General features: G+C 60.7%; 22 protein-coding genes. All 22 read left to right on the top strand.

The features are described from left to right. Positions 1–8: 8 nt before the first annotated feature. The 22 genes from HM1_RS09750 (at position 9) to HM1_RS09855 (ending at position 20,893) form a co-directional block, all read left to right on the top strand. Positions 9–1,202, top strand: a complete 1,194-nt coding sequence (locus HM1_RS09750) for an acetate/propionate family kinase (RefSeq protein WP_012283213.1) — start codon at positions 9–11, stop codon at positions 1,200–1,202. Between the two features lie 79 nt (positions 1,203–1,281). Continuing rightward, the gene (locus HM1_RS14700) at positions 1,282–1,827 is read left to right on the top strand and encodes a YceD family protein (RefSeq protein ID WP_012283214.1); all 546 of its coding nucleotides are present in this window, start codon (positions 1,282–1,284) and stop codon (positions 1,825–1,827) included. Between the two features lie 15 nt (positions 1,828–1,842). Further along, on the top strand, positions 1,843–2,022 hold the full coding sequence (gene rpmF, locus HM1_RS09760) for a 50S ribosomal protein L32 (protein WP_012283215.1): 180 nt from the start codon (positions 1,843–1,845) through the stop codon (positions 2,020–2,022). Positions 2,023–2,198: 176 nt separating this feature from the next. Further along, positions 2,199–2,771, top strand: a complete 573-nt coding sequence (gene fapR / locus HM1_RS09765; protein ID WP_012283216.1) for a transcription factor FapR — start codon at positions 2,199–2,201, stop codon at positions 2,769–2,771. 13 nt (positions 2,772–2,784) lie between these two features. Beyond that, positions 2,785–3,792 carry a phosphate acyltransferase PlsX gene (gene plsX / locus HM1_RS09770; protein WP_012283217.1) on the top strand — a complete coding sequence of 336 codons (1,008 nt, stop codon included), beginning with the start codon at positions 2,785–2,787 and terminating at the stop codon, positions 3,790–3,792. Beyond that, complete coding sequence (locus HM1_RS09775; RefSeq protein WP_269464923.1) at positions 3,789–4,781, top strand: beta-ketoacyl-ACP synthase III; 993 nt, start codon at positions 3,789–3,791, stop codon at positions 4,779–4,781. The genes plsX and HM1_RS09775 overlap by 4 nt, the downstream gene beginning before the upstream one ends. Before the next feature lie 95 nt (positions 4,782–4,876). Continuing rightward, entirely contained in the window at positions 4,877–5,833 is a 957-nt protein-coding gene (gene fabK, locus HM1_RS09780) for an enoyl-[acyl-carrier-protein] reductase FabK (protein ID WP_012283219.1), read from the top strand. Then, a complete protein-coding gene (gene fabD / locus HM1_RS09785) occupies positions 5,833–6,744 on the top strand; it encodes an ACP S-malonyltransferase (RefSeq protein WP_012283220.1) in 912 nt (303 codons plus the stop codon). Before fabK ends, fabD begins: the two co-directional genes overlap by 1 nt. A gap of 48 nt (positions 6,745–6,792) precedes the next feature. Then, positions 6,793–7,539: a 3-oxoacyl-[acyl-carrier-protein] reductase gene (fabG, locus tag HM1_RS09790; protein ID WP_041313699.1), complete on the top strand. Its 747-nt coding sequence runs from the start codon at positions 6,793–6,795 to the stop codon at positions 7,537–7,539. A gap of 21 nt (positions 7,540–7,560) precedes the next feature. Continuing rightward, positions 7,561–7,791 carry an acyl carrier protein gene (acpP, locus tag HM1_RS09795; protein WP_012283222.1) on the top strand — a complete coding sequence of 77 codons (231 nt, stop codon included), beginning with the start codon at positions 7,561–7,563 and terminating at the stop codon, positions 7,789–7,791. A gap of 144 nt (positions 7,792–7,935) precedes the next feature. Next, positions 7,936–8,880 (top strand): NAD(P)H-dependent flavin oxidoreductase, encoded by a 945-nt coding sequence (locus HM1_RS09800; protein WP_012283223.1) that lies wholly within the window; start codon positions 7,936–7,938, stop codon positions 8,878–8,880. Between the two features lie 18 nt (positions 8,881–8,898). Beyond that, positions 8,899–10,146, top strand: a complete 1,248-nt coding sequence (gene fabF / locus HM1_RS09805) for a beta-ketoacyl-ACP synthase II (protein WP_012283224.1) — start codon at positions 8,899–8,901, stop codon at positions 10,144–10,146. Positions 10,147–10,241: 95 nt separating this feature from the next. Then, complete coding sequence (rnc, locus tag HM1_RS09810; protein ID WP_012283225.1) at positions 10,242–10,949, top strand: ribonuclease III; 708 nt, start codon at positions 10,242–10,244, stop codon at positions 10,947–10,949. 4 nt (positions 10,950–10,953) lie between these two features. Further along, entirely contained in the window at positions 10,954–12,123 is a 1,170-nt protein-coding gene (locus HM1_RS09815) for an elongator complex protein 3 (protein WP_012283226.1), read from the top strand. Positions 12,124–12,224: 101 nt separating this feature from the next. Then, positions 12,225–12,452: a hypothetical protein gene (locus HM1_RS09820; RefSeq protein WP_148207125.1), complete on the top strand. Its 228-nt coding sequence runs from the start codon at positions 12,225–12,227 to the stop codon at positions 12,450–12,452. Positions 12,453–12,480: 28 nt separating this feature from the next. After that, the gene (locus HM1_RS09825; RefSeq protein ID WP_012283228.1) at positions 12,481–12,741 is read left to right on the top strand and encodes a stage V sporulation protein S; all 261 of its coding nucleotides are present in this window, start codon (positions 12,481–12,483) and stop codon (positions 12,739–12,741) included. 148 nt (positions 12,742–12,889) lie between these two features. Next, positions 12,890–16,462, top strand: coding sequence for a chromosome segregation protein SMC (gene smc, locus HM1_RS09830; protein WP_012283229.1), 3,573 nt, complete (start codon positions 12,890–12,892; stop codon positions 16,460–16,462). 51 nt (positions 16,463–16,513) lie between these two features. Further along, positions 16,514–17,428, top strand: coding sequence for a signal recognition particle-docking protein FtsY (ftsY, locus tag HM1_RS09835; protein ID WP_012283230.1), 915 nt, complete (start codon positions 16,514–16,516; stop codon positions 17,426–17,428). 26 nt (positions 17,429–17,454) lie between these two features. Continuing rightward, positions 17,455–17,655: a tautomerase family protein gene (locus tag HM1_RS09840; protein WP_012283231.1), complete on the top strand. Its 201-nt coding sequence runs from the start codon at positions 17,455–17,457 to the stop codon at positions 17,653–17,655. Next, entirely contained in the window at positions 17,652–18,449 is a 798-nt protein-coding gene (mtnP, locus tag HM1_RS09845; RefSeq protein WP_012283232.1) for an S-methyl-5'-thioadenosine phosphorylase, read from the top strand. The genes HM1_RS09840 and mtnP overlap by 4 nt, the downstream gene beginning before the upstream one ends. Before the next feature lie 18 nt (positions 18,450–18,467). Next, the gene (mtnA, locus tag HM1_RS09850) at positions 18,468–19,505 is read left to right on the top strand and encodes an S-methyl-5-thioribose-1-phosphate isomerase (RefSeq protein WP_012283233.1); all 1,038 of its coding nucleotides are present in this window, start codon (positions 18,468–18,470) and stop codon (positions 19,503–19,505) included. Positions 19,506–19,579: 74 nt separating this feature from the next. Beyond that, entirely contained in the window at positions 19,580–20,893 is a 1,314-nt protein-coding gene (locus HM1_RS09855; RefSeq protein ID WP_012283234.1) for an amidohydrolase, read from the top strand. The last annotated feature ends 21 nt before the right edge of the window (positions 20,894–20,914 follow it).

A 20,914-nucleotide genomic window follows, 5' to 3' on the forward strand; every position in this document is an offset into this window, starting at 1 on the left:
GGATCCTCATGATCGTTTTGGTCATCAACTCTGGCAGTTCTTCGCTCAAATACCAGCTTTTTGACATGCGGAAGGAAGCGCTGCTCGCCAAAGGCCTGGTTGAACGGATCGGCCTGAGCGGTTCCATGTTGACTCATCGACCGATTGGCAAAGACCAGGTCGTCATCGAAACAGAGATCCTAAACCATGATCGGGCGATCCAATTGACCGTCGAAGCCCTGACCCATGAGGACCATGGCGTCGTTGCGTCGATGCGTGAAATCGACGCTGTGGGGCACCGCGTTGCCCATGGCGGTGATACCTTTTCTGACTCGGCTGTCGTCAACGAGCAGTCGTTGGCCAATATCCGCGCCCTCTTCGAAGTGGCGCCGCTGCACAACCCGCCGGCGGTGATGGGCATCGAGGCTTGCCAGCATATGCTGCCCGGCGTACCCCAGGTCGCTGTTTTTGACACGGCCTTCCACCAGACGATTCCCGGCTACGCCTACAATTACGCCCTTCCCTACGAGTTGGCGGCAAAGCATTCCCTCCGCCGCTACGGCTTCCATGGCACCTCCCATAAATATGTGGCCCAGTGGGCTGCGGCCATGCTCGGCCGGCCCCTGGAGGATCTCCGCATCATCACCTGCCACCTGGGTAACGGCGCCTCCATCACAGCCATCGACAGGGGTCGTTCCGTCGACACGTCGATGGGCTTCACGCCGCTGGAAGGCCTGATCATGGGCACCCGCGTCGGTGACATGGATCCGGCCGCCGTTCCCTTTCTGATGGAAAAAGAGGGATTGACGACAGGCCAGATCAACGATCTGATGAACAAAAAGAGCGGTGTCCTCGGCGTTTCCGGCGTCTCCAGCGACTTCCGCGACCTGGAAGAAGAGGCCGCCAAAGGGAATGAGCGTTGCCAACTGGCCCTTGACATGTTCGCCTATCGTGTTAAAAAATATATTGGCGCCTATGCCGCAGTGATGAACGGCGTCGACGCCATCGTCTTTACGGCCGGTCTCGGCGAGAACTCACCATCCATGCGCCAGTCTGTCTGCAGCGGCCTCAGCTACCTGGGCGTCCAACTGGACGAAGAGAAGAATAAGGGGCGCGGCGAAGCCGATATCTCTGCCGCGGGCGCGACCTGCCGCGTCATGGTGGTGCCGACGAACGAAGAACTGATGATCGCCCGCGACACCTACCGCCTCCTGAAAGGATAACCAGTCCGGTGCAACCATTGACATCGTGCACGCATCTTTGTATAATGATGGCTGGTTGTTTTCTAAAGAGGTGAGCTTCGTGCAAGTAGATCGGGGTTTGTTGCTCAAAGTCCGCGAACGGGATCTGACGGTTCCCTTCTCCGGGCAGTGGCAGGATGAGACCGAACTTGGCGGCAACCTCCGTCTGGAGGGACCTGTCGATGTAAACGGGCGCCTGTCGCGGGAAGAAGGCGGATACCGCTTCTGCGGCAACCTCTTTGCCCGGATCGCTGGCGCCTGTGATCGCTGTATGACGCCGGTGAGCATCGATCTGCATGTTCCCGTCGAAGCGACTTTCACGATGACCGCGGAGACAAGAGCCTCGGAAGAAGCGGAACCGACGGGCGAAGTCCCCAACTATCCCTTGGAAAAAGACGGGGAACTGGATTTGGGCCCTGCTTTTCATGAAAGCCTCATCTTCGCCTTGCCGATGAAGGTGTTGTGTCAGGAGGATTGCCCCGGACTCTGTCCCCAATGCGGCGCATTGCGGGCGCAGGGACCCTGCGGTTGTCCGGATGAACCGGCCGATCCCCGGTTGGCCCCTCTCCAGGCCTTGTTAAGTGGCAAAGGGCGTTCCGAGACGTAAAAGGAGGTGTAGGAGATGGGTGTTCCTCAACACCGGCGATCGAAATCGCGCAACCGGCAGCGCCGGGCGACTCAGAAGCTGGAACTGGTTTCCTTCGGTCCCTGCCCGCAGTGCCGTGAACCGAAAATGCCCCACCATGTATGTCCCAGCTGCGGTTTTTACCGTGACCGGGAAGCCGGCAAAAAAGCCGAATAAAGCAATCACGAAAAAGGCCTATCGCGTATAGGCCTTTTTCTTTTGGGGCACAAAGGAAATAAAAGGAAATCAAGATCGACGGAAGGACTTGCGCGACGGCCTTTTCCCCGCTATACTTTGGATTGTTAGTAGGTGCTAAGATTTTTCTTTTGCTGTGGGATACAGGAGGAATTGCCATGGGGGGGCGGGAGAAAAAGGAAGCCCGTCTGGCCGCGCTGGAGCAGATCGTGCAGGAGAACCCCTTTTACACCGATGGGGAACTGGCGCGCCGACTGGGCGTGAGCATCCAGACGATCCGCTTGGATCGCCAGCAGATCGGTATTCCCGAGGTGCGGGAACGGACACGCCAGGTGGCCGCCGAGAAGTTGAAGGAGGCTCGCTCCATCAGCAGCGAGGTGATCGTGGGCGAGTTGACCCACCTGCAGCTCGGCCGGGAGGCTGAATCGCGGCTCCTTGTGACAGAAGCCATGCTCCTGCAGCACTCCACCATCGCCAGGGGACATTACCTCTTCGCCCAGGCCAACTCGCTGGCCGTGGCTGTCGTCGACGCCTCGGTGGCTGTGACCGGCCTTTCCCGGGTCCGCTACCGGCGCCCCGTCCGCCTCGGCGAAACGGTCGTCGCCCGGGCCCAGGTGGTCCGCGTCGTCGGCGCCCGCAACATCATTCGCATTGTCAGCACCGTCAACGATGAAGTTGTTTTTTCCGGTAAATTCTATGTGACCGCACGCGATAAAATCGCAGGGACCTAAGGAGGAAATGGGATTGCGCATTGCGCTGGACGCCATGGGCGGTGATCACGCTCCGGGAGAAATCGTCAAAGGCGCCATCGAGGCTGCAGAGGAACTGCACCTGCAGATCCTGCTCGTCGGGCGTCCTGACGCCATTGAGCCCCTGCTCAAGGAAGCCTCCGCCGGCGCTCGTTCGCGCCTGGATATTGTCGCCGCCTCTGAGGTCATCGCCATGGATGAATCGCCCGCCACGGCCCTCCGCAAGAAAAAGGACGCCTCGATCGTCGTGGCGACGAGGCTCGTCAAGGAAGGGCGCGCCCAGGCGCTCGTGTCCGCCGGCTCAACAGGCGCCCAGATGGCCGCCTCCCTGCTGGGTTTGGGGCGCATCAGCGGCATCGACCGTCCTGCCATCGCCACGATCCTGCCCACACTGGAGGGCGGCAAACTGCTGCTGGACGTGGGCGCCAATTCGGAGGCCAAACCCCGGAACCTGCTTCAGTTCGCGCACATGGGCAGCATCTATGCCGAGAAAGTGATGGGGATCGCCAACCCTCGCGTCGCCCTGCTCAACATCGGTGAAGAGGAGACGAAGGGGAACGAACTCGTTCTGGGTGCTTACGGGATGCTCCGGGAGGCGCCGCTCCACTTCATCGGCAACGTGGAAGGTCGCGATATTTTCTTCGGTCGCGCTGACGTGATCGTCTGCGACGGTTTTGTCGGCAATGTGGTCTTGAAGTTCGGCGAAGGCATGGTCAGCGCCCTGAAGACGATGATCAAAGACGAATTGAAAAACAGCCGCATGGCTCAGTTGGGCGCCTTATTGGCCGCTCCGGCTTTGCGGGGCATGGGGAAACGCCTTGATTATGCCGAATACGGCGGCGCGCCCCTTTTGGGTGTCAACGGTGTTTCCATCATCTGCCACGGATCGTCGAAGGCGAAGGCGATCAAGAACGCCCTGCGGGTGGCCCGCCAGGGTGTGCAACAGAACTTCATCGCCGCCATACAGGAACATATCCCCGGGAAGGTGGAGCCGGTATGTTGAAAAAAGTGGGCATCTGGGGCACCGGCGCTTATCTGCCGGAGCGGATCATGACGAACAAGGAATTTGAGTCTATGGTCGACACGAGTGACGAGTGGATCGTCACCCGGACGGGGATCCGGGAACGCCGTGTCGCCGCGCCGGAAGAGGCGGTCAGCGATCTTTCCGCCATCGCCGGCGCCCGCGCCCTGGAAGCGGCCGGCCTGGCGCCGGAGGAGGTCGATCTGGTCATCGTCGGCAGCTGCACCTTCGACACCTATCTACCGGCTTCAGCCTGTCTGGCCGCCTGGAAGATGGGCGCCCGCCGGGCTGCCGCCTTCGACCTGGAGACGGCATGTACCAGCTTCATCTACGGTTGCGCTGTCGGCGCCCAGTTCATCGCCACCGGCATGTACCGCCATGTGCTCGTCATCGGCGCTGAGGTCTTATCGAAGTTTTTAGATTATCGCGACCGCAACACCTGCGTGCTCTTCGGCGACGGCGCCGGCGCTGCCCTGCTCGGCCCTGTCGAGGAAGGCGGATTCAAAGCTTTTGACCTGGGCGCCGACGGTTCTGGGGGCGGATTGATCACCGTTCCCGCCGGCGGCAGCCGCATGCCGGCGTCGGCAGCCACCCTGGAAGAAAGGCAGCACTATGTCAAGATGAACGGCAAAGAGGTCTATAAGTTTGCCGTCCGCGTCATCGGCGACGCCTCTCAGAGGGTACTCGACAGGGCCGGCTGGCGGCAGGAAGAGATCGATATGCTGATCCCCCACCAGGCCAACCTGCGCATTATCGATTCGGCAGCGAAGAAGCTGGGTCTGTCGATGGAAAAGGTGGCCCTTAACCTGGATCGTTGCGGCAACATGTCAGCGGCGTCAATCCCGGTGGCCCTCGATGAGGTGGTGCGCGCCGGCAAAGTCAAGAGGGGCGATCGCCTGCTGATGGTCGGCTTCGGTTCGGGACTGACCTGGGGGAGCATGGCCGTCGAATGGAATCCCGGGCAGCGGTAAGTCTATGACGAGTCCGCATCCGTCCTGACCTGATGCGTCTTTTAGATGTGCTCCTGTGGTGGTTTTGTTCTTAAGTTTGGTGTAGGAGGGGTTTCGTGAGAACCGTTTTGTGTGATCTCTTGGGGATCCGCTATCCTGTGCTGCAAGGCGGGATGGCTTGGGTGGCCACGGCGGAACTGGCGGCAGCCGTCTCGGAAGCCGGCGGTTTGGGCATCGTCGGCGCCGGACAGGCGCCGGCGGAATGGCTGGACAATGAGATTAGGAAGATCAAGGCGCGTACATCGAAGCCCTTCGGCGTCAACGTGATGCTTATGTCCCCCCATGTGGATGCCATCATCGATCGGATCATCGAACACCGCGTTCCGGTGATCACCACTGGCGCCGGCAACCCTGGCAAGTACATTCCACGCCTGAAGGAAATCGGCACGAAGGTCATCCCCGTCGTCTCCGCCGTAGCCCTGGCCCAGCGTTTGGAGAAGTCCGGCGTCGACGCGCTGATCGCCGAAGGGATGGAGTCGGGCGGCCATGTAGGTGAACTGACGACGATGGCCCTCGTGCCCCAGATCGTCGACGCTGTCAAGATCCCTGTCATCGCCGCCGGCGGCATCGCCGACGGGCGCCAGTTTGCGGCAGCCCTCAGCTTGGGTGCCGTAGGTGTGCAGATGGGCACTCGGTTCATGTGCGCCAATGAGTGCACCATCCACCGGAATGTGAAGGCCATGGTGCTCAAAGCGAAGGATCGCGACACTGTCGTCACGGGGCGCCCGACAGGCCATCCCGTGCGGGTGTTAAAGAACAAGCTCGTTCGTCAGTTTGAGGAGATGGAGCGGCGGGCTGCGCCGGCGGAGGAAATGGAAGCCCTCGGCGTCGGCAAATTGCGCATGGCCATGGTGGAAGGCGACGTGGAGATGGGCTCGGTCATGGCCGGTCAGGTGGCTGCCATGGTTTGCCGGGAGCAAAGCGCCGCTGAGATCATCGAGGAAATCATCGCCGAAACGGAAAAGGTGCTCGCCCGTTTGGGCGGCATGGCGGCAGAATCACAGGAGGCATAATGACAAAGACACTGTTCATGTTTCCCGGGCAGGGATCCCAGTTTGTCGGCATGGGCGCCGATCTGGTTCGCCACTACAGCGAAGCCTGCCAGGTTTTTGCTGAAGCCGACGATACACTCGGTTTTTCGCTCAGCCGGCTCTGCTTCGAAGGCCCTGAAGAGGAACTTCGCCTGACAGCCAATACCCAACCGGCGCTCTTAGCCGTCTCCATCGCTTATTTCCGGGTGCTGGCGGCGAAAGGGTGGAAGGCCGACTGGGTGGCCGGCCACAGCCTGGGCGAGTACTCGGCGCTGGTGGCGGCAGGCAGCCTGACACTGGCTGATGGCTTGCGCCTGGTTCGCCAGCGGGGGCTCTTTATGCAGGAGGCCGTGCCGGCCGGACAAGGGACAATGGCGGCCATCATGGGGCTGGAGGCGGAAGCCGTGGAAGAGGTCTGCCGGCAGGCCGCAACCGCCCTCGGTGGGGTGGTCGAACCGGCCAACTTCAATGGCGCCGGTCAGGTGGTCATCGCCGGAGAGCGGTTGGCAGTCGAGAAGGCGATGGAACTGGCCAAGGTGGCCGGCGCCAAGCGCGCCCTTTTGCTGAACGTGAGCGCCCCCTTTCACTGCTCTCTCATGCGACCGGCGGCGGAGCGCATGGCCGGTTTGCTCCGGACGGCGGCCATCGCCGATCCGGTCATCCCGCTGGTGGCCAACGTGACGGCGGCGCCTGTCTGCGATGCGGAAAGGGTCCGGGAAAACCTGATTCTCCAAGTCGACCATCCTGTCCGGTGGGAGCAATCGATCCGTTTCCTCGCCGACCAGGGCGTTACCCGTTTTGTCGAGGTCGGTCCGGGGAAGGTTCTCTCCGGTTTGGTCCGCAAGATCGCCAAAGGGGCCGAAGTCCTCGCGGCAGGCGATATCCAGGCCTAGGGAAGGCTTGCCAAAAGGTTCTTGCAAGTTAGGGGGAGAGTGGATAAAATGGGTGTAGACAAGCGGGCGGCCTTGATCACGGGCGGATCGCGCGGGATCGGACGAGCTATCGCCCTCCAACTGGCGGCCAAGGGCTATGCCGTGGCTGTCAATTACGCCGGAAGCGCTGACAAGGCCAGCGCCGTCGTAGACGAGATCATCTCGACCGGGGGAGAGGCCTTCGCCGTGCAGGCCGATGTGTCCCAACCGGAACAGGTTGACGCCATGATTCAGAAGGCGCTTGACACCTTTGGACGGCTCGACGTGTTGGTGAATAACGCGGCCATCACCCGGGATAATCTGTTAATGCGCTTGAAAGAAGACGATTGGAACAATGTGATCGATACCAACTTGAAAGGTGTCTATCTTTGCACCAAGGGCGTCGTCAAGATCATGCTCAAACAGCGGAGCGGGCGCATTGTCAATATTACCTCCGTTGTGGGCCAGACGGGCAACGCCGGTCAAGCCAATTACGCCGCCGCCAAAGCCGGTGTGATCGCCTTTACAAAGTCAGTGGCCAAAGAAGTGGGATCTCGCAACATCACAGTCAACGCCGTTGCGCCCGGATACATCCAGACAGATATGACGGAGAAACTGCCGGCCGAGGTGCGGGAACATTTTGTTCGCTCCATTCCTTTGGGACGGATGGGGCAACCGGACGATGTAGCGAAAGTGGTCGCTTTCCTGGTTTCTGAAGATGCGGCATATATTACAGGCCAGACGATCAACGTCGACGGCGGCTTAGTGATGATCTAGTACTTAAAGGAGGTGAAAGACGTGTCATCCATTTTCGATAAAGTCAAAGCCATCGTGGTCGAACAATTAGGAGTTGACGAAGAAGAAGTCACCATGGAGACTTCTTTTGAAGATCTGAACGCCGACTCTTTGGATATTGTTGAACTGGTTATGGCGTTAGAAGAGGAATTCGATATCGAGATTCCTGACGAAGATGCGGAAAAGATCAAGACCATCGGGTCGGCTGTCGAGTATATCAAGGAAAATCAGTAGTCTAAAACGCATAGAAGAGATGTAATTCGGAAGTCCCGTAGCGTTACGGGGCTTCCTGCCTATAGAGGATAGGCCCCGTGTTTTCGCAACATATGCAGCGATATATCCTTGGGTGCTTCCAAGGGGTATTGGGGGAGTAAATCGGTGAAGCTTCCGGAGTTAAAAATCGGTCACCTGGTGGCGAAGCTGCCCATCATCCAAGGCGGTATGGCGATTCGCATTTCCACGGCGCCCTTGGCGGCCGCCGTCGCCAACGAAGGCGGGATAGGCTTGATCGCGGCGACCGGCATGACCCTTGATGAACTGAGAGAAGAGATCCGCGAGGCCCGGCGTCGGACCCGAGGGATCATCGGTATCAACTGTCTTTTCGCTGTCCGCGAGTTTCCCAATCTGGTGAAGACGGCCATCAAAGAAGGCATCGATCTTGTCGTCTCCGGTGCCGGTTTTTCACGGGATATGTTCCAGTGGGGGAGGGAATCGGGCACCCCGATTGTCCCCATCGTCTCCTCGGCGCGGTTGGCCCGGATGGCGGAAAAACTGGGCGCCGCCGCCGTCGTTGTCGAAGGCAAGGAAGCCGGCGGGCACTTGGGCACCGACGAGCCGATGAAGAAAATACTGCCGGAAGTGGTTGCGTCCGTTGATATCCCGGTTATCGCCGCAGGTGGTGTCATCGACGGTCATGACATCGTCGAGGTGTTGAATATGGGTGCCAGTGGGGTGCAGATGGGTACCCGTTTCGCTGCCAGTGAGGAATCGGCGGCTGCGCCGGAGTTCAAAGAGTTGTATTTGCGGGCCACCCATGACGATGTAATCCTCATCGACAGCCCTGTCGGTCTGCCAGGTCGGGGCCTTAAAACCCCTTTTTGGCACAGCTTGACCAGCGGCGCCGATTTTTCCCCGAAACATTGCGTCGGATGTTTGAAGCACTGTTCTAAGCGGTTTTGCATCGTCGAGGCGCTCGATAAGGCCCAGAAGGGCGATCTTCAAACCGGTCTCGTCTTCTCGGGCGAGCATGTGGAGCGGATCAAGGAGATCCTGCCGGTTCGCCGGATCGTTCAGAACATCCTGCAGGAAGTGGAAGCGTATTAAGGAGTGTGTGCATACATCATGAGCAAGCGCGTGGTCATCACGGGTGTCGGTGTGGTATCGCCCGTAGGGACAGGCAAGGAGAAGTTTTGGTCTGCCTTGACCAACGGCATATCCGGCATCGGCCCTGTCACCCGTTTTGACGCCAGCGATCTTCCGACTCAGGTAGCCGGTGAGGTTAAGGATTTTGAACCTACCCAGTTTCTCGACCGCAAGGAAGCGCGGCGGATGGATCGTTTCTCCCAATACGGCGTGGCGGCAGCCAAGATGGCCATCGAAGATGCCGCTTTGGATCTCGATAGGGTAGACCGGGACCGCTTCGGTGTCGTCCTGGGCTGCGGCATCGGCGGCATGGAGACCTTCGAGGATCAGGCCATGGTGATGATGCAAAAAGGCGTCGGCCGAATCAGCCCTTTCTTCGTCCCCATGATGATCTCCAACATGGCCGCCGGGCATATCTCGATGAACCTCAACCTGCGCGGACCGAGTGAGACGGTGGTGACGGCCTGTGCCTCGGCGACGAACGCCTGCGGCAGCGCCTTCCGGCTCATCCAGCGCGGCGACTGCAAGGCCGTGCTGACCGGCGGGACGGAAGCCTCTATCGTTCGGCTCGCCTTCGCTGGTTTCTGCGCCATGAAGGCCATGTCCACCCTCAATGAAGAGCCGGCCAAGGCCAGCCGCCCCTTTGATCGTGACCGCAGCGGTTTCGTCATGGGGGAAGGCTCCGGCATCCTCGTCTTCGAGGAACTGGAACAGGCCCTCGCCCGGGGCGCTCGCATCTATGCCGAGGTGGTCGGCTACGGTTCCTCCTGTGACGCCTACCACATTACGGACCCGGCGCCGAACGGCGAAGGGGCTGCCCGGGCCATGCAGGCCGCTCTCGATGACGCCGGCCTGAAGCCGGAGGAGATCACCTACATCAACGCCCACGGCACGGCGACGGAGAAAAACGATTACTTCGAGACACTGGCTATCAAGTCCGTCTTTGGCGAAGCGGCGAACAAGGTCGCCATCAGTTCGACCAAGTCCATGACAGGGCACCTCCTCGGCGCTGCCGGCGGTGTTGAGTTGATCGCCTCCGCCCTCGCTGTTTATGACGACATCATCCCGCCGACGATCAACCTCGAGAACCCCGGTGAGGGCTGTGATCTCGATTATGTTCCTCGCGAGGCGCGCAGACTAACGGTGAATGCGGCCATCTCCAACACCTTTGGCTTCGGCGGACACAACGCGACTGTGGCGATCCGCAAATACCGCCCTGGGGAGTAAACGGCGCCCTCATCAGCCTTGTTTAAGCGGAAGTTGATTGCCAAGATCCCCGTGCCCGCTTCGGGTCACGGGGATCTTTTGTCTGAGGTGAACCGATGAAAAGAGCACCCAATCACCCAGCCGAACTGGCTCGGCGGATCGGCATCGCCAGCGAAGACCTGGCAACGCTGGAGATGGCCTTGACCCATCCCTCCTTTGTGTATGAGAACCCCCAGGCGCCGCCGGAGCACAACCAACGTCTGGAGTTTCTCGGCGACGCTGTTCTCGGCCTCGTCATCGGCGAGCAGTTGTTTGTGCGCTACCCGACTTGGACAGAGGGGGAATTGTCGCGCCGGCGGGCCGCTGTCGTCTGTGAGGCCAACCTGGCCGATGGGGCACGCCGGCTGCAACTCGGCGCCTGGCTGAAGCTGGGCCGCGGCGAAGAGGCCAGCGGCGGGAGAGAGAAACCGTCGATCCTGGCGGATGCCCTGGAGGCGGTCATCGGCGCCATCTTCCTGTCCGGGGGTATTGAGGCGGCGCGCCGCTTTATCGTCGATCTCTTTGGCGATGCCCTGGCAAATGCTCAGAACCTGGTCAGCGGCGACAACAAGACGGCCTTTCAAGAGTGGGTGCAGCGGACCGGCCCCGCAGACATCCGCTATTGCATCGTTGACGAGAGTGGCCCCGATCATGACAAACGCTTCGTGGCTGCTGTCATGGTCAATGGAACAGTGATCGCCGACGGCCAGGGGCGCACGAAGAAAGAGGCGGAACAACAGGCGGCCGGCCGGGCTATGCGGGAATGGGCCGGCAGAAAGGGATGATGCGATGATCATCCCTATTTTTATCCCTCAGTTGGGCTGTCCCGGACGTTGTCTCTACTGCAGTCAGGAAGGGCTGACGGGAGAAGCAGGACTGCCGGGACCGGAGCGTGTCGATGAGATCGTCCGGCGCTACCTGGGCAGCTGGAAGAGGGCCAGGCTGGCAGGGCCTGCTGCATTTGCCGGGGCCGTTGCGAAGGGGGAGGTTCACGAGATCGCCTTTTTCGGTGGCTCCTTCACCATGCTCCCCGGCGATGTTCAGGAAAGCCTGTTGGCTGCGGCCAAGCGGTGGCTCGGCAGGGAGGGGATCGGCGGGGTGCGGCTGTCGACGCGGCCAGACGGCATCGACAAGGCGACGGTGGAACGCCTGCGCCATTACGGGGTGACTGTGGTGGAGGTAGGGGCACAGTCCATGCATGCCTGGGTGCTGGAGCGATCCGGCCGGGGACACGGCCCAGCCGATACGGTCCGGGCGTTGGACCTGTTGCGCCGGGGCGGGCTGCAGGTCGGCATCCACCTGATGACCGGGTTGCCGGGCGATGATGAAGCCGGCGCTTTGTCGTCGCTGCAGGAGTGTCTCTGGCTGAAACCAGACTTTTTACGCATCCATCCCACCCTTGTCTTGAAAGAGAGTCCGCTGGAACGCCTTTGGCGAGCTGGGGCCTATCAACCCTGGGGATGGGGGCGGACGTTGCGCTTGTTGTCACGCATGGCGGCCCTCTGCGTCTGCCACCGCGTTCCGGTGATCCGGTGGGGGCTCATGCCCGGCGAACTGTGCGACCGGGCGACCTTGGCAGGTCCAGCATCCCCCAGCCTCGGCGAATGGGTGAGGCGCTATCTGGCCTACCGGTACACGCTCGCCAGCATGGCAGCCTTTCTGGCCGGCGGCGGCAGTGGTCTGCGTCCCGGCGCTTTTTCTTGTCACTTGATTGTCCCGCCGCAGGATCTCTCCCTGGTCACCGGTCACCGGCAATGGCTCCTGCGACATGTCAACGCCGCTGTTCCCTTGGTGATTTCAGGCGCGACGCCGCTGGACAAGTCCGGTGTCGGCGTCCGTTCCGCCGTTGGGATGCCTTTTCGAGGGAATTGGCGGTTGGCCTGCGAGGGACGGATACTGTGTCATTTTGACCTGGAGGCGTTGATATCGGCACTGCGGGATCAAGCGAGAAGCTTATGAGATCCGGCGGTGAAGGGGACTTTCTCTCATACCTGCTGTTGTTGCCGCCGTGGTTTCGGCGGTTTCTTTTTTTCGCCTATCTCTGTTTGAGGGCTATTGCTATGGCAAAAGGTCTGTCGTCGATTGCACTGACTTGGAACACTCGAATGATGACGGTTTTTGACGAACAAAAAGACAGGCAAAAAAACAAAAATCTGAAAAATGTACAGGTGATGTGGAAGGAAAATGCAGGATATTCGCATAGCAATAGAGAAAAGACATTATGCGACGTTAGGCTGAATCAGCGCAAAGCTGATACCCCGCATCTTGAACCCAAGGGAAGAACATAACGACTATGGCTTGGAGGGAACTATGTAAATGGAAGGACTCAAAGTATCAGCGCAATCCAATCCCAAATCGGTAGCCGGAGCATTGGCCGCCATCCTCCGTGAGAAAGGTCGCGCCGAGATTCAGGCGGTGGGGGCTGGGGCCGTCAATCAGGCCATCAAGGCCATCGCCATCGCCCGGGGTTTTGTCGCTCCGAACGGCATCAATCTGATCACCATCCCGGCCTTTGTGGAGATCGCCATCGATGGGGAAGAACGGACGGCCATCAAGTTCATCGTTGAGCCTCGGTAACGACGACGACTACATCAAAACCGCATAAGTGGCTGTTTGGGCCAAGAGGCTGTCCGGCAACGGGCAGTTTTTTCTTTTTTGGGCCTTTCTTGTTCCCCCCAGGGGCCTATGCTACAATGGAGAGGAATTTTTCGGGAGGAATCGGGAATTGGTTCTGAAACGCATCGAATTAAACGGTTTCAAATCTTTTGCTGATAAAACAGAAATCCTGCTTTCCCCCGGCTTGACTGTCGTTGTAGGGCCTAACGGCTCCGGGAAATCGAATGTGGCTGACGCCATCCGCTGGGTGCTGGGGGAACAGAGCCCCCGCTCGCTCAGGGGCTCGAAGATGGAAGATGTCATCTTCGCCGGCTCTGATCGCCGCAAACCGGTCGGGATGGCTGAAGTTTCTCTTACCCTGGACAACGAAAAAGGGATGCTGCCTGTCGATTACCGCGAGGTGACGGTGACCCGCCGTGTCTTTCGCTCCGGTGAGAGTGACTACCTTCTAAACCGGAGCCCCTGCCGTCTGCGCGATCTGCAGGAGCTGTTTTCTGATACGGGTCTCGGCCGCGAGGGCATCTCGATCATCGGTCAAGGGCGGGTTGATGAGGTGCTGTCGTCTCGTCCAGAGGAGCGGCGCGCCCTGATCGAAGAGGCGGCTGGCATCGTCCGCTACCGCAACCGCAAGCGGGAGGCCGTCAAAAAACTGGAGGAGACTGAGCAGCACCTGATCCGCCTGGGTGATATCATCGGAGAATTGCAACAGCAGTTGGCCGCTATCAGCAGTCAGGCTGAGCTGGCCCGGCGCTACCAGACCCTTGAGGTCGAACGAAAAGAGGTCGAATTGGGGCTGCTCGTCGTTGACTGGGAAGAGATGACGGCGACGATGGAAAAGACCCGGCGGGAACTGGACCGTTTTTCGGCGCTGCTCTGGGAAAAGGAAGCCCAGTTGGCCACCCTTGAAGGCGCTGAGGCAGACGCTGCGTTGGCGGCCCGCCAGGTGGAAGAGGCGCTCACGGCTACCCGCCAGGAGGCCCACCGCCGGACGGAAGGCGTGATCGCGCTGCAAGGCCGGTTGAATGTTGTTCGGGAACGGATCAAGGGGCTTGCGGCGCAACTTCAACTGTTGACAAAGGAACAGGAACAATCCAGGTTGGCCTTGGCCGAGTTGCGCAACCGGGAAGGGGAGCAGCGGGAACGGCGACGGCTGGTGGCTGAGGAATTGATGGCCTCCCAGCAAGCGGTTGATGCTCGGCTCCTGCGCAACGCTGCCGCACGGGAAGCCGTGACTGCAGTGGAAAAGGAGATCGCCGACCTCCGGCGGAGGCTTTTCGATTCAGCCCAGGCGTTGGCGCGCTTGCGGACGCAGCTGCACGAGGCAGACCTGCGCGTCGCCCGTCAGGAGGCCCAAGTCCGCCGTTTGGAAGGGGAGCGGGAGCGTTCTCGTTCCCGCGCGTCTGAACTGGTAGGGGAGGCGGACCGCCTTCGCCGGGAGGCTGCCGCCAGGGAGCGGCAAAGGGCGGACAAGCAGGCTGAGCGAGACGCCGACGCCGCGGAGATGGCGCAATGGAGAGGCCAGTTCAACGAACTGGAACACCGGCTCAGCCAGACGATGCGGCGCTGGCAGGAGGTCTCAGCCCGGCGGAAGGCCATCGAGGCGATGGAAAAGACCTACGAAGGATTCGCTTCCGGTGTTCGCGAGGTGCTGGCCCAGGTGAAAGCCGGCAACCCTCAGTTGCAGGGGATTATCGGTGTTTTCAGCGACCTGATCGAGGTGCCGCCGGGGTTGGAGACGGCGATAGACGTGGCATTAGGCGGAGGGATGCAGAATATCGTCGCGGAGGATGACCAGGCGGCGCGGGGGGCCATCGAGCATCTGAAGCGGACGCGTAAGGGACGAGCCACTTTTCTGCCATTAAAAAGCCTCCAGGTTTACGGTGGTCCGGGACGGGATGTCTTGAATCAGCCCGGTGTGATCGGCTGCGCTGCCGACCTTGTCCGTTCTGCGACCGCCCATATGCCGGCCGTTCGTTTTCTCTTGGGTAGGACCTTGGTGATGGAAAACTTGCCGGGCGCTCTCCAATTCGCCCGGCAGACGCGCTACCAATGGCGGATTGTCACGCTAGAAGGCGATCTGCTGCAGCCTGGCGGCAGTGTGACCGGCGGCAGTCAAGGGCAAAGGGGCGGTCAGACCTTCCTGCGTCGGCGCGAGTTGGCCCTCCTTGCCGAAGAGGAGCAGACCTTGGGTCTGGCGATCAGCGATCTCAAACAGCAGCGGGAGGAGGCGGCTGAGCAGATCGGGCGCCTGGAAGGACGAATCCAGGCGCAGGAAAGATCGATCGCCCATCTGGATGCCGAAAAGGCGGCCAACGCCGCCGATCTCGCCCGTTTGCAGCGGGAGATGGAGCAGGAGGCGCGCCAGATCAGCGGCATTGAGGGCGAATTGGCGATCCTGCAAGACGATTTGGCGAGTCTGATGGCGGAAAAGGCGCGCTTGCAAGATGAAATGGTTGCCGCAGAGACGGAAGCGGAGAACCTGGAGACGGCTATGAGCGAGCGCCAGGGTGAATTGGAACGCCTGCGCGCGGCGGGGGAAGATGACCGTGAGGACCTTACCCGTTGGCAACTGGCGCTCGCCCGTCAGGAAGAGGAGATTCGAGGCATCGATCAGTCCCTCGCCGCTCTCCATACAGAGATCGGTAAGAGCGAAAAAGAGATCGGCGAGAAGGAAGAACGCTGTCGGATGGCGAACGGGGAAATGGTCGCCTGCGCCGAAGAACAGATTTATATGGAAAAGGAATTGGCGGCGGCTGTCGCCGAAGAGGCCTGCGCCTTGGAACAGGTGCGACTGCGCCAGGAGGAGCAGGCCGAGGCCGATCGCGGGTACAAAGAGACGATGGAGCGCCGCAAAGCGGTGGCGGCAGAGGTTCAACCCCTTCGGGAGAAAGTGCACCAGCTGGAGGTGCAGTTGGCCCGCCTCGACGCGGAGAAAGACACCCTCACGCAGCGCCTCGCCGAGCAATGGGACTTGTCGCCGGAGCAAGCCCGTGAGCGGGGGCGCCGGCCTGAAGACCGCCGGGCGGCACAAAAGCGGTTGAATCAACTGCGGGCCCTGCAAAAGGACATGGGGCCGGTCAACCTCTTGGCCATCGAAGAGGAGGAGCGCTTACAGGAGCGCGCCCAGTTTCTCTCGCGCCAGCACGAGGATCTGATGGCGGCGAAGGGAACGCTGGAACAGGTGATCGCAGAGATCGAAGGGATCATGGTGCGCCGCTTCAGCCAAGCTTTTGAAGAGATCAACAGCCGCTTCGGTGAGGTCTTTGCTGACCTCTTTCAGGGGGGGAGGGCGGAACTGGTTCTCACCGCTCCCGGCGATCTGTTGACGACCGGCGTGGACATCCTGGCCCAGCCGCCAGGAAAGAAGCTGGTCAACCTGTCCCTCCTCTCAGGCGGCGAACGGGCCTTGACGGCCATAGCGCTGCTTTTTGCGCTATTGCAGTTCCGACCGAGCCCCTTCTGCGTCCTCGACGAGATCGAAGCAGCCCTCGACGAGGCCAATGTGGCCCGTTTTGGCCGTTACCTGCAGCGTCTCTCAGAAAAGAGCCAGTTCATCGTCATCTCCCACCGCAAAGGAACGATGGAAAGCGCCGACTACCTCTATGGCGTGACGATGCAGGAGGCCGGCGTTTCCAAGCTGATCTCGGTGCGCATGACCCGACCTGATGAGAACAGCGCCTGAGGATAAATCTTGGATATTTTCGGATACTACTTGTGATTTCACGGAGGTGGAATGGTGACCGGTTTTTTCAGCCGACTGAAAGAAGGGCTCACCCGGACGCGGCAAAACCTGGTTGAGAAGGTGGAGGCCTTGGTGACAGGTCGGCCAAAGATCGATGAGGAACTCTTTGAGGAGTTGGAAGAGGCTTTGATCAGCGCCGACGTAGGTGCTGACACGTCCCTCGATCTGGTGGAACGGCTTCGCCAGACTGTCAAGGCGCAGAAGATCGGCGATCCGGCGCGGATCAAGGACCTGCTTCAAGAAGAGGTCGCCCGTATCCTCGGTGAACAGGCCCAGCCCGTCGCATTCGATCATCAGCCCACTGTCGTCCTGATCGTCGGCGTCAACGGTGTCGGCAAGACGACGACCATCGCCAAACTGGCCCACCGTTGGAAGCAGGAGGGGCGCAAGGTCCTACTGGCTGCCGGCGACACCTTCCGGGCGGCGGCCATCGACCAGTTGGAGATCTGGGGCCAGCGCGTCGGCGTGGAGGTCATCCGCCATCAGGAGGGGTCCGATCCGAGCGCCGTCGCCTTCGACGCCGTTCAGGCTGCCGTGAGCCGCGGCGTCGACGTGCTGATCATCGACACGGCGGGCCGATTGCACAACAAGTCCCACCTGATGAACGAGTTGAGCAAGATCAACCGGGTTCTCGACCGGGCGCTGCCCGGCGCTCCCCATGAAACCCTGTTGGTCTTGGACGCTACGACAGGGCAGAACGCCGTCAGCCAGGCGCGCCTCTTCAGCGAGGCCGTGGGCTTAACCGGTCTTGTGCTGACTAAGCTGGACGGCACGGCCAAAGGCGGCGTGATCCTGGCCATCGCCGCAGAGATGCAGGCGCCGGTCAAGTTCATCGGCATCGGCGAAAAGATGGACGACCTGCGCGACTTCGATCCCCCTGAATTCGCCCGCGCCTTGTTTGGCTAAACAGGATATTGAAGGAGGAGTGCATCATGCCCATCGTCAACATCACCATGCTCGAAGGCCGCACGGAAGACCAGAAGCGCGCCGCCACCCAAGCCATCACCGAGGCGCTCGTCCAGCACTGCGGCGCCAAGCCGGAAAATGTGGTCATCACCATTGTCGACGTGCCGACGACCAACGTGTACATGAACGGCATGCTCGTCAGCGATAAGAGGAGGAATCCCAGTTGAAGGCTTCCATCGCCATCATCGGCGGGACGGGTGTCTATGACCCGTCCATGATCGGAGATCCCCGTGATGTCAAAGTAGATACCCCTTATGGAACGGTTTCTTTGAAACTGGGCAGCTACGCCGGCAAGGATGTGGCCTTTTTGAACCGCCATGAGGAGGGCCATTCGGTTCCTCCTCATCTCGTCAACTACCGGGCCAACATCTTGGCGTTGAAACGGCTCGGTGTGCGGCAGATCATCGCCACCGCCGCCGTCGGTTCCCTCAACGAAAGGATGGGCACGAACAGCCTCGTCGTCATCGACCAGTTCCTCGACTTCACGAAGGCGCGGCCGAGCACCTTTTTCGAAGGCGGCGCCAACGGCGTCATCCATACCGACGTGACCCACCCGTACTGCGCCCGGATCCGGCAGACCATGCTGGAAGCGGCCAAGGCGGAGCAGTTGAGCGCCCACGACGGCGGGGTCTATGTCTGCACCGAAGGCCCCCGTTTTGAAACGCCGGCCGAGATCCGCATGTACAAGCTGCTGGGTGGCGACCTGGTGGGGATGACGAACGTCCCTGAAGCGCCCTTGGCCCGGGAGGCGGAGATGTGTTACGCCACCGTCTGCATGGTGACCAACTTCGCCGCCGGCATCTCGCCGCAGGTGCTAACCCATACGGAAGTCCTTGACGCCATGAAGGCGAACATAGAGAACATCAAACGCCTGACCATGCGGACCATCGCCATGCTGGAACCGGAGGCAGACTGTGAGTGCCAGCATGCGCTGGCTGAATTCGGCGGCTTCAAGCTGTAAGGGGAAAGGGGATCGCCGTTGGATACGATGCGCTGGCAGGACGATCACCTGCTGCTTCTTGATCAGACCAAACTGCCCTTGACGGAAGAGTACATTGAATGCTGGGATCACGTCATCCTCTGTGACGCCATCAAAAAATTGAAGGTCCGCGGCGCACCGGCCATCGGCGCCGCCGCCGCTTTCGGCGTCGCTTTAGCGGCTCTCAACTACACCGGTGAGGACCGGGCCGAGTTTGAAGCCGATGTCAAAAAGGCGATCGCCGATCTGGGCAAGACGCGCCCGACGGCGGTCAACCTCTTTTGGGCCTTGCGGCGCATGGAGGCCGTCCTTGAAGACATTCGAACATACAGTGTCAAAGAACAGCAGGAACGACTCATTGCTGAGGCCAAGGCGGTCTTTGACGAAGACCGGGCCATGAACGAGCAGATGGGCCAGTACGGCTTAGAACTGATCCCCGAGAGCGCCGGCATCCTGACCCACTGCAACGCCGGCGCGCTGGCGACAGCCGGCTTCGGCACGGCCCTGGGCGTCATCCGGGCGGCCCATCGGGCCGGCAAGGAGATCTCCGTCTTCGCCGACGAGACGCGACCGCTCCTGCAAGGGGCGCGCTTGACCGCCTGGGAACTGATGCAGGACGGGATCCCTGTGACCTTGATCACCGATTCTATGGCAGCCTATGTGATGAAACAGAAGCTTGTCGACCTGGTCATCGTCGGCGCCGACCGGATCACGGCCAACGGCGATGTGGCCAATAAGATCGGCACCTACGGTGTGGCCCTGGCGGCCAAAGCCCATGGCATCCCCTTCTACGTGGCGGCGCCGGTGTCCACCTTCGACCTGAGCCTCGAATCGGGCCTTCAGATCCCCATCGAAGAGCGCGATACTGAGGAGGTCCGCCGCGTCGGCGACTCGATCACGGCGCCGCCGGGGGTGCCCGTCTACAACCCGGCCTTCGATGTCACCCCGGCCGAGCTGGTGACGGCCTTCATCACCGACCGTGGCGTTTTCCGCCCTCCTTACCTGGAGACGCTGCGGGCGATGGCGGAAACGAAGTGAATAAGCTGTTTTCGCTTGCCTGTTGAGGATAAACAAACAGCGTATGAAGCGGCAAGCGCAGAGGAGAGTTGTTTGTGGCGAGAATCCTGATCCAAGGGGGCGTGGTGCTGCCGATGACCTCTCGTTCCGCCATCGGGCGGGGGGATGTCTATGTGGAGGACGGCATCATCGCCGGCATCTTTCCGGGAAGCGCCCCGGAAAGGCTCTTCGGTCCTGATCTGCAGGTGATCGATGCCCGCAACAAGGCGGTCTTGCCGGGACTGGTCAACGCCCATACCCATGCGGCCATGACCCTGTTTCGCAGCTACGCTGACGACCTGCCTTTGATGCGCTGGCTCAATGAAAAAATCTGGCCGGCCGAAGCGAACCTGACCGGCGACGATGTCTACTGGGGAACCCAGCTGGCGGCGGCCGAGATGCTCAAGTCAGGCACCACCGTCTTTGCCGACATGTACTTTTTCATGGATCGTGTGGCCGAGGCAGTCGCTGAAAGCGGCATGCGAGGCCATCTCAGCCGGGGCATGATCAGCGTGGCCGGTGAAGCGAACGGCAACAAGGGACTGCGCGAGTCGGAAGCGCTCTTTTCTGATTGGAACAAGGGCGCCGACGGCCGGATCCGTGTCTGGTTGGGCCCCCACGCGCCCTATACCTGCAACCCTGATTACCTGAAAAAAGTGATGGCCCTGGCTGACCGGTTGGGGACGGGCCTGCACATCCACCTGGCCGAAACGCGGACAGAGGTGGAGAATATCACCAAACAGTATGGCCAATCGCCGATCCGACTGATGGACAGCATCGGACTCTTTGAGCGTCCTGTCCTAGCGGCTCACTGTGTCCACTTGTCTGAGGTAGAAGAGGAGATCCTGGCCGCGAAAAAAGTGGCTGTTGCCCACAACCCCGAAAGCAACATGAAACTCGCTTCCGGCATCGCGCCTGTCGAGAGCCTGCGCAGACGCCAGGTTGTGATCGGGCTGGGCACCGACGGCGCCTCCAGCAATAACAACCTGGACCTGATCGAAGAGATGCGCCAGGCCGCCCTCCTGCAAAAGGTCAACCTCTTCGATCCCACGGCCATGCCGGCTTATGCCGTCTTGGAGATGGCCACCATCGGCGGCGCCCGCGCCTTGGGTTGGGATGACGCCATCGGCTCCCTGGAAGCAGGCAAGCGCGCCGATATCATCGTCGTCAACATGGACCAACCCCATCTGTGTCCCGACTTCGATCCGGTGGCCCACCTGGTGTACTCGGCCCGCGGATCGGATGTGGAAACAGTGCTCGTCGACGGCCAGGTCCTGGTGCGCGACGGAAAACTGGTCCGCATGAATGAAAAGCGGATCATGGAGGAAGCGCGTGCGCGCGCAATTCGTCTGACGACGCCGCAGGCATAGCGGCAGGAATCCTGCCCCGAA

Origin of the sequence: Heliomicrobium modesticaldum Ice1 (genome assembly GCF_000019165.1) — a bacterium.
GTDB lineage: Bacteria > Bacillota > Desulfitobacteriia > Heliobacteriales > Heliobacteriaceae > Heliomicrobium > Heliomicrobium modesticaldum.